This window comes from Syntrophaceticus schinkii (assembly GCF_000946815.1).
Taxonomy (GTDB): domain Bacteria; phylum Bacillota; class DSM-12270; order Thermacetogeniales; family Thermacetogeniaceae; genus Syntrophaceticus; species Syntrophaceticus schinkii.
Genome location: NZ_CDRZ01000113.1, coordinates 1 through 15229 on the forward strand (window position 1 = coordinate 1; position 15229 = coordinate 15229).

Here is a 15229-nt window from a genome sequence, read left to right on the forward strand (position 1 = left end):
TCACCTTGGCAGCATGGGGCTCTGGCGGGCTGACGATCGGTTGCAATCAGCCCAATAGCGAAAGGCCGCTATTCTGTTCTTGTCTCGCATTTCGAAATTCCTATCTTTTCTCCGCTCCTTTGTTTTTTAAGAAGATGTTGGTGAAGCTTCCAGCATCATTCTCTTCGAAGCGGTGCCGTCAATCCATAGACAGCTTGTGTGGGGCTTTTTTATCCTGGTGCCAGTGCCATTGATTTTTGCTGTCTGTAGAGCCAGTTAAACAACTTATCATCTCCAAACTCTGCCTTTACCTGGTCCCATATCTTAAAAAGCCAGCCCCACTCTGTACGGGGCTTCATTTTTCCTACTGGCAGTTGGATGTGGGGCAGAACACGCAGGATCTGTGTCCAAAAGATGTTACCTGAATCCCTTAAAAGCCTGTTCCACCTGGTGGTCCAGCGCCAAAGGCTTTTTTCACTGTAGGGTCCCCCTGCTGCTGTTAGTTCTCCGGCTACCTGTGTCAGGGATTGGCCTTTTGTCTGCTTGCGCATCACCTCTTCTTGCACTTCCCAGGCAGTTTGCTCTTTTTCCCCGATGAAGGGAGGGAGCAGACCTGTTGTTTTACCACATATGGGACACTTGAAACGAAATATCGGTATGGAATATGCTTCTTCGAGGGTGAATACCATGCGTTTGTAATGCCCGTGCCGGTGTAGCTTCCGCATAGCTTTACAGGATGGGCATTCCACTGGTCGTAGGTTTTCCGGACAACCGTCTGCAAATAATTCAAGATAAGACTGGACAGTTAAAGGAGTTTCGAGTAAGATCATTTCAGTGTTTTTTAGGGAAGGGGGACTTGGCGGGCGTTGGCCATAGGGGTTCCCCTTCTCGCTATTTATCCTTCCGTGATGATTGTCATGTCAATAAATAATCCATATGTCAATCAGTATGCATCATTTACGTCATAAAAAGCAAGAAAAAAATCCTCCTCCCCCCGTCATTGGGAGTGAGAGGCGACACTCTGGTTCACCTCTGCCTTACGCCTTCCCACCTAGCACTTAACTGTTAGTTTTCGAATGGCACCCACTCGAAACTTCATCTCAAGTGCTGGACAGTGGCATTGTGCAAGGCAGATCCCCATCACAGTGGCGGGACCGCGCCGGATTTGCACCGGACTTCCCTTCAGTATCCCGTTCGCATTAACGGGATACAACACCCTGTTTTATTATTCAATTTTACAAATATATTGTTGATATTAATGACCATGTCAATCCCCTTATTTCTGGGTGGAGACCTTCATGGCCATCATTCTCAACCAGAATAGTAATAAACGTATTCTACAAGTTCTTCGTTATTCCTTCTATTTTCATGAAAAAGATTATCTGTGTCTATTTAGCCATCTGAATAAACAATTACCCATTGCTGCATTATTAGGTCATTCATTTTATCTATCTAATTTCTGGATTCTCGTACCCCTACTTTCGACAAGACGGATTTAGGCTACTGACCCCATACATTTTGAAGCTCTAAACCTAAAAATTTCTGCATGTATTCGCTGTGATACTTTTCAGGATCAATATCATTGAATAAGTTAGGATGACACCATTTTGCACAATAGAGGAGACCTATGGAAAAGCGCAATCCCTTGTATACCCTCCAACCCATAATATGCACTCTTCCTTCCCTCGCAGCCGTTGTTTTGGCCCAGACAGGATCGCTCATGTAAATTTTCTTTACCTCAATAAGGGGCTCCGTAGTTGGTTTTATCTGTGTACTTGCAATATGATCAATAATAACCTCTATGTTATCTTGAGTCAGAACCCACTCGGGACTCACAGTTATTTTATTTCCAGGAAGTTCTGAAGCAATATTTATTGCTCCAACAGTATTTAAATATAAATTTATATCACTCTCCTTACCAAACGTCACACATGGTTCCTTTCCCCATCCCCCAGAAAGATATACCTGAGTTCTTTGATCTGGCCTGATATTTTTTGTTCTCTCCTTTATCATATTCATTACAGAATGATGAAAAGTGAGAAATTCTTTTGCCTTATCTTCTTTTCCGAGAATCCTACCCATAAGTTCTACATCTTTTTCAAAAGTTTCGAATTTGTTACACTCGCAGACAATAAATGGAATGCCCATACTTTCTAATTTATCTTTGATACCCTTTTCAATAGAAGTTTCATACCCAATTACTACATCCGGCTTTAGCACCGCTATTTTTTCCAAATTTGGCTCCCTAAAATGCCCAACAGTTGCTGCCCTTGTTAATTTATCCCCTATTTCAGCGTAATTTACTGCTTCATCTGACACGCCCACAATTTTATCTTCATCCCCAAGTACAATAGCCAGCTCAGTATTGTCAGCTGTAAGTGTGATAATTCTATTGACTGGATGCAAAATTTTAACTTCGTTCCCTGCCGAATCAATAATAGTAACAGTCGTCGGCTCTTTTGGTTCCTTTTTTGAATCGCTCTTTTCACAGCCGACTACTATCAACATACACCCTAAAACACAAATCAAAATTAGAATCATATATTTTTTCAATTTCATTTTAATACCCCCATAATTTTGACACCTCAAATATTTCTCAAATATGCATACAAGAGATGGCAGGCGATTTCTTTCTCTCTGATAAATTATCATCACCTAAAGTAATAAAATTCTATGGATAAGCCCATACGCCTTTTAGTTCTAGACCGTGAAATTTTTCAAGAAACTCTTTATTAATGGCTTCTGGGTCTACATCTTGGAAGAGTTCCGGATGCAACCATTTGGCCATATAAGCAATCCCAACTACCGCACGTGGGCTTGTATAAATATCACTCGAAAGCATATAAACCTTACCAGACTTTACTGCATCTATCTTTCCCCAAGTAGGCCGTGACATAATTTCTGATCTTTTCTTTTTCATAGCCTCCTCAGACTCTTCGTAGCCAGATGGAATGCTAGTAGAAGCAATTTTTATAATCACTTGCGGGTTCTTGTCATTACGTTTAATAATTTTTCACCAAAAAAGTGTAAATTCCGGCAACTATATGGGACCTGCTTTTTCAACCCTTACCAATACTTGGTAGGTGTTCACAATTTCACTGCATCTGCATGCCCCGGGCCTGTTTTCATGGGCACAATCATACTTCCGTGAACAGTAATTGCATTTTATGTTACACAGCGGGGCTACCGGAATATGTATTCTGCCAAATGCAAAATGAGCTTGTTCACTGAAACACTGATGCCCGGATACCTTTCGCTTGCATTCCTCTTTTGGCATGTTGCCTGTTCCTTTCTTAGCTAATATATACCCCTTCTATCACAGTCATTGACCGGCAATAGCAGGCCAGATTTTCCATGTTTTCGTTATGCATAAGCAAGTTCTTTGCTGACACGCCCAGTTAACTCCACAAAAACGTCTTCCAAATTGGTTCTGCGCACCACAGTATCAAAATCCTGACCTGATACAAAATTTCGGGCTTCCTGCCTTGTTGCAAAAAAATGGCGCTCCACACCGAAATCTTTGAGAAATTCGACACAAAATTCACCGATATTCTGTGAAAGTTTTTTTGGACTGTCCAGAGCAATTAACTTGCCATAATCCACAATTCCCACCCTGTGACAAAGGCTTTCCGCTTCCTCAATGTAGTGAGTAGTTAAAAGCACTGTAACACCTGACCGGTTCATCAACAGAATCAAGTCCCAAATCTTCCTGCGGGTCTGTGGGTCAAGCCCCACAGTAGGTTCGTCCAGAAACAAAATCGAAGGGCCATGAAGCAGTGCCCTGGCAATGATCAGGCGACGGGCCATCCCGCCGGAATAATTCCGGACCCGTTCATCAGCTCTATCCTCCAGACCAACATATGCCAACAGTTCTGCAATTCTGGCGTCACGGATTTTCTTAGGCATTTTGTGCAAAAGAGCGTGGAGTAAAAGGTTCTCCCTGCCGGTCAATTCCTGCTCAAAATTGTTCTGCTGGGGTACAACTCCAATCCGCCTTTTGACCTCTACTTGATCATTGACCACAGAATAACCGTCAACAAATAACTCTCCGGCCGTCGGCTTTGTTAAAGTAGTCAGCATTCTGATGGTTGTTGATTTTCCAGCCCCATTTGGGCCAAGAAGACCAAAGATCTCACCGCCATTCACAGAAAAGGAAACCCCGTCAACAGCAGTAACAGAACCATAGCGTTTTACAACATTATGCACTTCTAGCATTTTATCCGGTGGATTGTTCATGTATGTTCACCTTTCCGATATTGTGTGAGCCAGTATCAGCACGTCTTTGCAGCGTTTCTCCGGTTATTCAGGAACTGGTTTTAAGAACTGTTTCTATACGGTTGCGCTTCCCGTTTTACTTGGAAGCCATTTTAAGAACTATCATGAACTGTTCTATCATCTCAAGGTAAAATAAACCCGGGGTTTCCCGGCAAAAAGCTAGTCCTAATAGCTAGGAAACCCCGGGGGTTCTTACATCCCTACTTTGTTGGAGGTGGGTAGGCCCACTTACCCTGGAAGGGTACATCCATCCACTTTTCGAAGTATTCTTTAAGAACTTTATCAGGATCTAACTCTTTAAACTGGTCTGGATAGAACCACTTGGCAAGATATTGTGCACCAAGGTAAGACTTGTCGCCACCAAGTAGACCATTTGGTATGATATATATCCGGTCCTTTTTCACAACATCTGTTTTGCTCAAAACAATATTTTGAACTAATTTTTCTTTAAATTTCTCTACATTTCCAAAGTCCTTTACATTAAATCCCACCAAATCTCTCGTATAGTCTGCAACAACTAACACCCCTGGATTTTGTTGTAAGATCCATTCCGGACTAACCTCTGAATAGCCCTTAAATTCCTGAGCTATATTAATTCCGCCCGCCATGTCAACTGCCTGATGAGCAGCTGTATCACTTGCGGCAACCTTCCATTTCTCCTTTTGAATACTATCTGTAGTCATAGATAAGACATTTACTCTTTGCTCCGATTGTATGTTCTTCACTTTATCTAAAGCTGCAATTTTCTCGGATTTCCATTTCAAAAAAGCGTTCGCTTCTTTTTCTTTCCCAAACATCTTTGCCAGTACTTCAAAATCATTATCATATGTTTCCGGCTTGTGTAAATCTAAAAGCACAACCTTGATCCCTGCAGGTTCTAATTTTTCGGCTAATTCCGCGCCAGGTCCATATGTACTGTAAGAAATGAAAACCTGTGGTCTTAGCTCCACCACCTTTTCATAGTTCGGCTGGAACCCTTTTCCAACCAGATCTTTCTCCTGCATATCAAGATAAGCATCTTTTTGGATACTTTCGCTCACCCCAATCACCTTATCCTGAACCTTCAAAATTCGCATGGCTTCAACCACATTGCCATTAAGAGTTGCCACTTTCTCCAGTGGCTGTGGCAATTCTACACTCCTGCCAGCAGAATCAGTGATAGTAACAGTTTTACTTTCCAGCACCTTATCCTTTTTTGAATCACTCTTCCCACATCCGGCCACCAAGAACATACACCCTAGAATACAAATCAAAATTGGAATTAAATATTTTTTAAACCTCATATAAATACCCCCCTTAATCTTTGATTCTACAAATATCCTTTAAAATTGAAAATATCATATAAATTCAACAGTTTCAGGCATCTTCCACTCCTTCATTAGTGACCCACAACCGCAGTTACTTGTAGCACGAATTATTTATTTAGGGTACTTGGTTTAATTGTGATCATAAACAGACCCAGTTTTATGGTCATCTAGTTCAACCTTTTAATATTCCCTGCTCCCGTTACGAAAACGAACCCCTTTTACATAGAGTTTCACATGATATCGCTCCCTTTGTTTCAGCTCTCTAATTTGCCTTATTTCCTGCATCTTAGCTCCCCAGTCAGCTACTTCTTCGTAAGTGAGGATGTCAATGGAACCTCCCTGGAAATCGCCTTTCACTTCACCTATTCTTTCTTGGCTGCGCGGGAAAAAGGTCAATATATTGTAACAAATCAAGGTGGAACTATTTGGCTATAGAACAATTGTAGACATCTAGCTTTTCTTTTTTAGTCTACTGCGATAATTGTTCCTTGTACCCGCAAGCAACACTGCAGGTAAAAGTAATAGCCATAAAATACCTGACCCACCAACCTCGCCAATGACCTTCATAATTCTAAATTGGGTACGCCCATGCACCCTGGTATTCCAAACCATAGAACTTTTCTAACATCTCCTGATGGATCTTCTCAGGATTAACATCCTCGAAAAGCTCAGGGTGAAGCCATTTCGCAACATACATTAAGCCAATTATGGACTGCGGTCCTGATACAGCACGTCTTGAAAGTACATATACCTTATCTGTTTTAAATGCTTTAATCTGTTTTAATTCCGATCGGACAATTATCTCCTCACGCTGCTTTTTCATGGCATCAGCGTTTATTCCATAACCCGAAGGCACTTTAGCAGTTCCAGGGCATTTAATAACTATTTCGGGATTTTTAACTAACACCCATTCAGGGCTTACTTTCGTCGAAGAAAGAGGTACCTCTCCAGCAATGTTTCTTCCTCCAGCTGCTACAAGCATATTGCCATCGGATGAACCTGGACCAACTGTATTATAATCGCTCATACCCTCCCAATAAACTTGTGGTTTCTTTTCATCTGGCACTCCCTTTAGCCTGGTACCTATCATTTCTTGATATTTTTCATAATAAGCAATGAACTGCGATGCTCTTTTCTCTCGTCCCAATATTTTTCCAATGACTTTAATATCTCGAGAGAGTACATCCGTTTTCGAACAATCCAAAAGAACTACGGGTATTCCGGCTTGTTGTAATTGGTTGGTGATATCTTGTTCTTGAGTAGTCCAGCCAATAACAATATCTGGGTCTAACGTAAGTATTTTCTCTACACTTGGATTAAAAACGTCTCCTACATCCTTAATCCCTTTTAACTTTTGGTCCAATATTGGATATTCTAATACAACTTTACTAGCACCAATTATTCTGTCTTCTTCTTCCAAAACACAGATCACCTCAGCCACATAGCTGTTACAGACTACAATCCGTTCTGGCGGACAAGGAACTTCTACAGTGCGCTCTGAAGAGTCTGTAATGGTAATCATTTTTGTTTCAGAGACAGTTTGCTTTTTACCTGAACTACATCCTGCTGCTAATAAACATATAAACACAGTTAAAGCAACAATAATAGACAGGTTCTTAGTTTTTTTCATCACTATCGTCCTCCTCAAAGTACGAGTTATAAACTTGGCTAAATAAACCCGGACACCTTCTGTGTTAACTTTTTTCTCCCTTACCGCCACTGCCGATTCTTCCTGAGCAACAGGTAGAAAAGAAACGGTACCCCAATTAGAGATGTTAGAATCCGTACAGTATCTCTTCAAGTGCCATTACAATCCGCACCTGGGTGTCAGAAAACAGGAGCAGTATTGCCCCTAACACAGGACTACATCAATTCCTTTACTCCGGTAGCTGTGGCTGACAAAGCTATTACAATGAGTGAGATAAATAGGAACCCAAAAAATGTGATTTTCCGTGCTGTAGAATGTTAATACAATTCTTCAAGTTCAACAATACCTTCAGCAGTGGTTACAGATACACTTAATATTATCTAATCCTAAAATAAAGTGTTGACTTCCCAAAGTTTCACAACAGATTAAACATATATCAAATTTTAGCTATAAATTTCACCCCCTGCAGAAACAAAAAAACCACAAAAAACCTTCCTTCATGGAAAAGCCTTCGTGGCCTGTAGTTATCATGTGAAATTATGTTTTTATTAATTGAGGCTTACTGTCCCTGGCGAAGGTACCCTTCACGGATACATTTATTCTCCAGGAATTAATACCTAAATTATATAATTATTCACCAAAAAAGACCGAATTCCTGCAATCACTTGAAAATGAGTTTTTTTGGGGGCTGTTCAGCAAGCCCTGCTTACCCAGAAGGAAGTGAAGCAGTGATGACTTTATGGGTTAAATAGATAGGGTACCCCCGTGGGTACCCGGTTATTTTTTGCCCGGCGCAGTTACTCAAAACAGCGGGGCAGCAAACGCTAAAACTGCTCATCAACCCGCCAAGTCATTATGCTCAAGCGCGAACTAGTTTCCTGTCGAAAAACACCGTTTTTACTTCTTTCTCTGACATATCCAGCAATGGTATCCTTAACTTCAGGTGTAATCTCTGTATAGAGCCAAAAAGAGCGGCATAGGCCTTCGATGGCTTCTTCCACCGTTTCTTCGTTAACCCAATGGGAATTAAAATAATCGATAGAAGGGTAATACCCCATACTGAGCAAGAGATTGAACTGAAAAAATGCATGGTAGCCTCTGTTATCATCTTTTTCGTGAAACAGCAGTTCCCACAAATCACTCCGGGCTTCATTAACAGTTCCACCTGCCCAGGAAATTAGGCAACAAAACTTGCGGGAAGCCAAGTTTATTTTCATGAATGTATCATAATCGCAGACTGCCGGTGTCATCGAGGCAAAGACAAGATCGAATCTGTTTAAAAGACCCTCCTTTTCAAGATCTACATCTTCCCACATATGCTGCAATACTGTGACATTTGCCAACCCATCCTCGGCGGCCTTTTCTTTGAGAATCCGGCACATTTCCCGAGCCCCATCCAGTGCTGTAACTGACTTACACCGGCCGCTAAAGGGCAAGGCATAGGTTCCCGGCCCACAACCAACATCAAGAACGTCAGCTTCCGGTGTCAGCATCCCATTCTTTTCCAGAATATTGATAATCTTTTCAATGCGTTCCTGTCTTTTATCTGTATGGTGTTGTCCATATTTCGGTGCCATTTGATTCCAGAATTCGATCGCCTCTTTGTCTCCTCTTATTCTCCTTCGCATCTGCGGTGAAGATTTCCTGGTTTGCTCCCATGCCTGCCGCCAAAAGTCTTCCTGGCATAATACCGCATAATCTAGTTCCATATGATAAAACCCCTTTCTTTTATTTATTTAATACTACAGCGATAGGTTCCAACCTTGAAGGAATAACGCGTTAAAGCTTTCGTGATTTTTTCAAGGCACATAAAAGCCGTTTTATAATGTATTTTTCGCTGCAGTATTAATATTTTTTTGTTTATGAATAACCATCAAAACCACAATGTACCGATAGATAAAGCGCATGACCCCAACAGTTAGAATCCCGTGGTGATACCTACATTATAGGTTAAAACCTTGACTGGTAGATCCTACTAGACCTACAATACACCCCTCATGAATTCTATACACCTTATCACAGAAGACTTTGCAAAGCGCCTCATGATGGGTAATAAATAGATAGGACACTTGATGCTGCTTTTGATAGTCTTTGAGGATTTGCAGGACCTGCGCCTGAGATATGCTGTCCAGCATACTTGTGACCTCATCCAAAACGACAAGGGAGGGGCGTACAGCCAACACTCGCATGATACTGGCTCTTTGCAGTTCGCCTCCACTGAGCTCCGCGGGAAGGCGATTTAAATGCTCAGGGTATATGCCGAACTGACCCATTTCATCGTACAGAGCCTGAACGCCATCAGCTTTTCGATAGAAGTGGTAAGGCTCCTCAATGCTCTTGATGAGGGGGAGCCGGGGGTTAAAAGAAATCTCCGGGTGTTGAAAGATGATCTGCAGTTTTCTGCGCAATTCACCCCGCAGCGGCAGTGTGACAGGATCTCCACAGTACGATATTTCACCGGAGGATGGCTTAATCAGGCCGGTCAGCATATGGCCGATCGTTGTTTTCCCACTCCCGCTTTCACCGACAAGACCCACTGTTTCACCTTCTGCAATATCTATACAGGCATCGACCACAGCCGGCTTATCCGGCACAGAAAACCTTCCAGGATATATTTTCGTCAAATTATGCGTGCGAATGAGCATAGATTCAGCATCCCCCTCCCCTCAACCGCGGGACGGATTATAAATTCCGGTTCTAATCAGCAAGACCCAGAGTCTCGGTGTAGGCTGACTTGTATGTCCCATCGTACATCTGCGTTCTAATCAGCATAGATCCAACATCTCACTTTTCTATTTTCAATTTCAACTAGAGGAGGCGGAGTAAGGCAGCGGTTTGTCTTGTCCGGGCAGCGGACGTAAAAGCGGCAGCCGTGGTTGAGATATTCGTTATGCGGCGGAGCAAAGCCGACGATGGCTTTCAGCCCGTTTTCGGGCATGGCAGCAAGCATTGCCTGGGCATACGGGTGCAGCGGCCGTTTAAAAAAAAACTTCTGCTGATGCAATCTCTACCTGCTGCGCCGCATACATAACTGAGACATACTCGCCGATTTTACGGGCAAAGGAGATGTCATGGGTAACACAAATAAGTGATTTCCCCTCCAGCCGCATAAAGCTGTCTTCAACCAGCCGCACCCGCGCCGCATCCAAACCCTTGGTGGGCTCATCTGCAAGGATAACAGCTGCCCCCGGCGCAACTCCCATAGCAACAAGCACCCGCTGCCGCATGCCGCCGCTGAGAGTGTGCGGATACTGTTTGACCAGCCGCTCCTCATCACCGAGGTGAAAGCTTTTCAGCAGTGCCAGCACCCTGGCGCGCAGCTCCTTGGCAGGCAGCAGATTGCCTGCCGCCATTGACTCCCCCACCTGTTTCCCGATAGGATGCAGAGGGTTTAAACTGTTTCCGCTCCCCTGCGGTACATAGGCAATTTTTGCACCGCGCAGCGCGGCAAGCTCTCTTTCGCTCAGCGAGAAAACATCGATGCCCCGGTAGATAACCTCACCCGTTACAATTGCAGTGGATGGCAAAAGCTTCAATAACGCCAGTATCAGCACGCTTTTTCCGCTTCCGGTTTCCCCGATAATGACGGTCTTTGTGCCCTCTTCAACGGTCAGGCATACATCCTCCACCACAGGCACACCTCCCGCGCCAAAGCGAACGGTGATCCTTTTCAATTCAAGCACTTGACTGCCCTCCCGCCGTTGACATGGATGAGGCATAAGCCCTTGTCGTTCCGCCGTAATATCCGACCAACACAAATCCAAGTACGGTCAGCGAGATCATTATAATCGGCGGCAAAATCCACCACCAATAACCATTGACAACCCCATTGCGGAAAAATGCATAGTGGAGTATGCCGCCCCAGCTTTTTTGCTTATAAACACCCAAACCCAAAAAACTCAGACCCGCCTCGGTGAGCATGGCACCGGCGACAGACAATGCCGAACGCATAAGTACAATATCCAACACATTGGGTAAAATATGCTTAAAAAGAATCAGCCATCCGCGAACACCAAGGGCCTGTTCAATTTTAATAAAGGGAAGCTCGCGCATCTGAAAAACACGGGAGCGCACAATGCGCAGGGTGCCTGTCCATGCGGTAATGCTGATGGCGATGATCAGGTTGATGATACTGGCATTAAGATAAGCAGCTAAAATAATGGCCAGCGGCAGTGAGGGGATACACATGGCAACATGGGTAAGAGAGGTTATGACCCTATCGGTAAGCCCTCTATAATAGCCGGCAAGCATGCCCAGCGATGTCCCGATCACAGTGACAACGATAGAGCAGATAATCCCGATAATCAGGGAGACACGCGTTCCGTAGATCAGTTCACTGAGAATATCTTGACCTATATCGTTGGTGCCCAGCCAATGCGCTTTACAGGGGCGAAGATAAGGCGTGCCGAAGGCATAGGGATCATAGGGTGCAATTTGCGGCGCAAAGATGGCAAGCACAGCGCAAATAATCAGAATACCCATGCCAAAGCGGACAAACTTATTTTTCGGAAGAAACCTACTCATGCTCTCCCCATCCTTTGATGCGCGGATCGATAATCACATAAAGTATATCGGCAAGCATATTGGAAAGAATGACGCAAAAACTGATCAGCAAAAAGCAAAACTGCAGAATAGGATAATCTTTAGAGCCTACAGAGGCATAAATCAGACTGCCCATGCCGCGCCAGGAAAAAACCACCTCCACAAACATGGCACCGGAGATGATATAACCGAATTGCATACAGATTGCGGTAATGAAGGGTGGCAGGGCATTGATCAGAACGTGCCTGTTTAAAACCTCATGCTGCAGCAGACCCTTAGAAAATGCGGTTGTAATGTATTCCTCCTGCCGAATCTGCGAAACCGTGCTCTTCATTAACAGAAAATTAGATGCGGTACGATAGGCTGTGAGCATGCTTACCGGAAGCACCATATGCCAAATAATACTCAGTATTCTGCTCATGCCGGTCAAATTGCCGCCGCTCACCATCCCGCTGAGAGGAAAGAGCCTTGCCTTATAGGCCAGAACCATCAGCAAGACTATGGCCAGGCAGTTGGAGGGTATGCTGTTAATAAAGAGAAAAATCGGTGTCATAACCGCATCGAATTTTCCCCCGGGTTTCCATCCTGCCCTCAATCCCAACCGGCCTCCTAATGGGGCTGCGATGAGGATAGCGGGGAACACCAGGAGGAACGACCACTTTGCATGATAGAAAACGATCTCGGTCACAGGCCGGCCAACATGAAAGGAATAACCGAAATTCAACCTGGAGGTGTCTTTCAAATATGTCCAATACTGATCTAACAGACTTTTTTCCAATCCATAATAGGCACGCAATTCTTCTAAGGTGTCAGGGGCGTTGGCCAGTAGCAAGTGATAGTCGCTTTCACCTAGAATGTTGAGCATTGGATCCCCAGGCATGCCGCGCACCAGACAGAAATTGAGGGTAATAATAACGAACAGAATAACTGCCGCCTGGACGATACGTTGAAGTATGTAGGCTAGTTTCACCGATTGAACTCCTTATTAAGGGGTCATGCCATTTTTCAATGACACGACCCCCCTGGATTGTCCTATTTTGCCTTAACATTGAACCAGGTGCTGTTGTTGATGACACCCCAGCTCGGATAGTTTATCCAGCCCTTAAAATTATCTGTGCGATAGGGGAAGAACACGGTATCCCAGCACAAGGCCAGTCCCAGAACCTCATCTGCGTTTTTCTTTTGGATGGCTTTAATCGAGTCAAGATATTCTTGACGTGACATGGCATTCATCAGTTTTGAGTAGTGGGCATAGAATTCAGGATCCTCACAGGTGGGCCATCCCCCTGGTGAAAAACCCTTAATCAAATAGAAGTATGCCGTATCGTAGGCCGCCTTCCCAGAAGTGGTATATCCGATAAACAGCTCACACTCACCTGATTTGATGAACTTGGAGGAATATTCCTGGCTGCTGATAATCTGTTCATCCAGATGGGTTTTTACGCCGACTGCCTTAAGATCATTGGCAATGATTTCAGCATATCGCAGGAACAATGGCTTCTTTGCTGCGCTGAACTGCGGTGAAATCAAAACATCCATCTGTCTGCCGTCCGGGAATTCCCTGAAGCCATCACCATTTTTGTCTAAATATCCTGCTTTATCAAGAATGGCTTTAGCCTTTTCCTTGTCTTGCGCCAGTTTAGGAATTGAGCTGTCATAGCCCACATTGGACGGGGCAACAACACCCCAGCCCGGTATGTTGCCGTATTCTCCGGCGGTGACTGTGGAAAGCAGTTTCCAATCGAGGGCATAAGCGGTTGCTTTACGGAAGGAGACATCATTTGTCGGCGCCTTGTTGAAACCGAAAGTGAGTTGATTATGTCCCTGGTTTGGACTCATACCGGAGTCCAGGTTTTTAACACCGATGATAGAGCCGGCCAATGTAGCCGGCAGAGGATTTGAATAATCAAACATGGCATCGATTTCATTGTTCTTCATAGCCATCAGAAGAGCATCGTGGTTGCTGAAGCTGTGGATGGACACCTTTTTAACGGTTACATCGCCGTAGAAATAATCATTTACTGCTTCATAATAAGAAATCTGTGCATCTTTATCCACATTGACAAACTTATAGGGGCCGCAGCCGACAGCAGAATCCTCACCGGTATAGGTTTTATTGTCCTCTACTTTTTCCCAAATATGCTTTGGGAGAACATGAACATAATTGGCCATTCTACCAGGAAGGCATACCCGCTTGGCTCAGTAAAGGTGAGAGTAAGGGTTTCATCATCGACAATATCACAAGATACAACTTTCTTGGTGTAGATGGAACCCTGCTTCGCCAAGAAATCAAAGGTAAATTTGACATCCTCAGCTGTAACGGGCTTGCCATCATGCCACAGAACACCTTTTGCAATCTTGAAGGTCATGGACTTATTGTCAGCAGAAGATTTCCATGACCTCATAAAGAAGGGTAACACTTCACCTTTTTCATTGGTGATTAAAAATGGAGCATTGGTAAAAGCATTATAATTTAGCCTCCCCATGGCACCTCCTGCAGTCGTTGCATTGAAGGTGTCATTGGCGACAGTTGTTCCAATGCGTAGCACTCTATCTGGATCAGATTTCGTCTTATCTCCGCAACCCGTCAATGCCCCAAGAACACAAACCAAAACCAAAAACAGCACAATGATTCTTTTCCAGTTTCCCAATCTAAAAACCCCCCCTTTTTAATTTGTGATGTATATAAAAAATCTCCTAAAAGTGAACGGCAAAATTCCCATTCCACCTTAGGAGAACTTCTGCTCCCATCGTGAGATTACTCTCACATTAAGAATACTACACTAATATAAGTACATATATGTATATAAAAATATACTAAAATATATAATACTACCTAATATGACCTTCATAGTCATTTTGTTCAAGTCTGTTTTTCATCTGTTAACCGCTATGGATGAAAGTTATAAGTTAAGCTGCTCACATGGCGGCGCTTCCATCGAAAAACGACTTTTTGCAGTAAAATCATATTTAAATGAAAAAAATAATCAAAAACAAAACCACTCCCAATACCACCAGAATCCTTTCCTTTTCTACTTCTTTCTCCCTGTTTTCTTCAAAATACTCTTCATCCATAGATCAAAACCCCCTCTTCTAAAGTAATATGACAGCTATTCACACAGCCAGGCCTTTTCCAGTGTCGGTTTAAAGAAGGGATCCATCCGCAGACCTTTGACCTCTTTCCGTACGGCATGAAGGGATACATCATTGAAGATAGGGGCTACCGGCACATCTCTGGCTACCAGTTCCTGCAGGTTCCGGTAGAGGGCCCTCCCTCCATTTTGCAGCACCATTTTTGTAGATGTCCCATTGATCTGTAAACCGAATAAACCGAATAAACCGAATAAAAAGACCATCAAGGTCTACCCAGCTTCTGCAAGGGATAAGACCTTCATGGCCTTTTCTCTGATTTAGCGTCTTTTTTAATCAAACATCTTCATAAATACTCGAGATTATTGTCGAATAACTTCAGTTATTT

14 protein-coding genes, 1 pseudogene and 1 riboswitch are annotated in these 15229 nt (G+C 43.6%); all 15 genes and pseudogenes read right to left on the reverse strand.

Translation table 11 applies throughout. The annotated features are described in order from the left end of the window. Positions 1 to 209: 209 nt before the first annotated feature. Entirely contained in the window at positions 210 to 809 is a 600-nt protein-coding gene (locus SSCH_RS05850; RefSeq protein ID WP_269746128.1) for a DUF6431 domain-containing protein, read from the reverse strand. 169 nt (positions 810 to 978) lie between these two features. Further along, positions 979 to 1203: riboswitch (cobalamin riboswitch) on the reverse strand. 276 nt (positions 1204 to 1479) lie between these two features. After that, entirely contained in the window at positions 1480 to 2538 is a 1059-nt protein-coding gene (locus SSCH_RS05855) for an ABC transporter substrate-binding protein (RefSeq protein ID WP_044664656.1), read from the reverse strand. Positions 2539 to 2650: 112 nt separating this feature from the next. After that, positions 2651 to 2899, reverse strand: a complete 249-nt coding sequence (locus SSCH_RS05860; protein ID WP_044664657.1) for a TroA family protein — start codon at positions 2897 to 2899, stop codon at positions 2651 to 2653. Between the two features lie 443 nt (positions 2900 to 3342). Further along, positions 3343 to 4194, reverse strand: a complete 852-nt coding sequence (locus tag SSCH_RS05870) for an ABC transporter ATP-binding protein (RefSeq protein WP_044664665.1) — start codon at positions 4192 to 4194, stop codon at positions 3343 to 3345. A gap of 260 nt (positions 4195 to 4454) precedes the next feature. Then, positions 4455 to 5537 carry an ABC transporter substrate-binding protein gene (locus SSCH_RS05875; protein ID WP_044664659.1) on the reverse strand — a complete coding sequence of 361 codons (1083 nt, stop codon included), beginning with the start codon at positions 5535 to 5537 and terminating at the stop codon, positions 4455 to 4457. Between the two features lie 204 nt (positions 5538 to 5741). Beyond that, positions 5742 to 5957 (reverse strand): hypothetical protein, encoded by a 216-nt coding sequence (locus tag SSCH_RS18195; RefSeq protein WP_156972130.1) that lies wholly within the window; start codon positions 5955 to 5957, stop codon positions 5742 to 5744. 175 nt (positions 5958 to 6132) lie between these two features. Next, the gene (locus tag SSCH_RS05880; protein WP_052835374.1) at positions 6133 to 7191 is read right to left on the reverse strand and encodes an ABC transporter substrate-binding protein; all 1059 of its coding nucleotides are present in this window, start codon (positions 7189 to 7191) and stop codon (positions 6133 to 6135) included. An 842-nt stretch (positions 7192 to 8033) separates the two neighbouring features. Continuing rightward, entirely contained in the window at positions 8034 to 8918 is an 885-nt protein-coding gene (locus tag SSCH_RS05885; RefSeq protein WP_044664660.1) for a class I SAM-dependent methyltransferase, read from the reverse strand. A gap of 234 nt (positions 8919 to 9152) precedes the next feature. Continuing rightward, the gene (locus tag SSCH_RS05890; RefSeq protein WP_044664661.1) at positions 9153 to 9854 is read right to left on the reverse strand and encodes an ABC transporter ATP-binding protein; all 702 of its coding nucleotides are present in this window, start codon (positions 9852 to 9854) and stop codon (positions 9153 to 9155) included. 116 nt (positions 9855 to 9970) lie between these two features. After that, positions 9971 to 10213, reverse strand: a complete 243-nt coding sequence (locus SSCH_RS16365; RefSeq protein ID WP_052835375.1) for an oligopeptide/dipeptide ABC transporter ATP-binding protein — start codon at positions 10211 to 10213, stop codon at positions 9971 to 9973. Continuing rightward, positions 10188 to 10892 (reverse strand): ATP-binding cassette domain-containing protein, encoded by a 705-nt coding sequence (locus SSCH_RS05895; RefSeq protein ID WP_052835376.1) that lies wholly within the window; start codon positions 10890 to 10892, stop codon positions 10188 to 10190. Before SSCH_RS05895 ends, SSCH_RS16365 begins: the two co-directional genes overlap by 26 nt. Continuing rightward, positions 10885 to 11733 carry an ABC transporter permease gene (locus tag SSCH_RS05900; protein WP_044664662.1) on the reverse strand — a complete coding sequence of 283 codons (849 nt, stop codon included), beginning with the start codon at positions 11731 to 11733 and terminating at the stop codon, positions 10885 to 10887. Before SSCH_RS05900 ends, SSCH_RS05895 begins: the two co-directional genes overlap by 8 nt. After that, positions 11726 to 12721: an ABC transporter permease gene (locus SSCH_RS05905; RefSeq protein WP_044664663.1), complete on the reverse strand. Its 996-nt coding sequence runs from the start codon at positions 12719 to 12721 to the stop codon at positions 11726 to 11728. Before SSCH_RS05905 ends, SSCH_RS05900 begins: the two co-directional genes overlap by 8 nt. A gap of 62 nt (positions 12722 to 12783) precedes the next feature. Beyond that, positions 12784 to 14237, reverse strand: a pseudogene (locus SSCH_RS05910) (ABC transporter substrate-binding protein). A gap of 624 nt (positions 14238 to 14861) precedes the next feature. Beyond that, positions 14862 to 15110, reverse strand: a complete 249-nt coding sequence (locus SSCH_RS05915; RefSeq protein WP_044664664.1) for a hypothetical protein — start codon at positions 15108 to 15110, stop codon at positions 14862 to 14864. Positions 15111 to 15229: the final 119 nt, after the last annotated feature.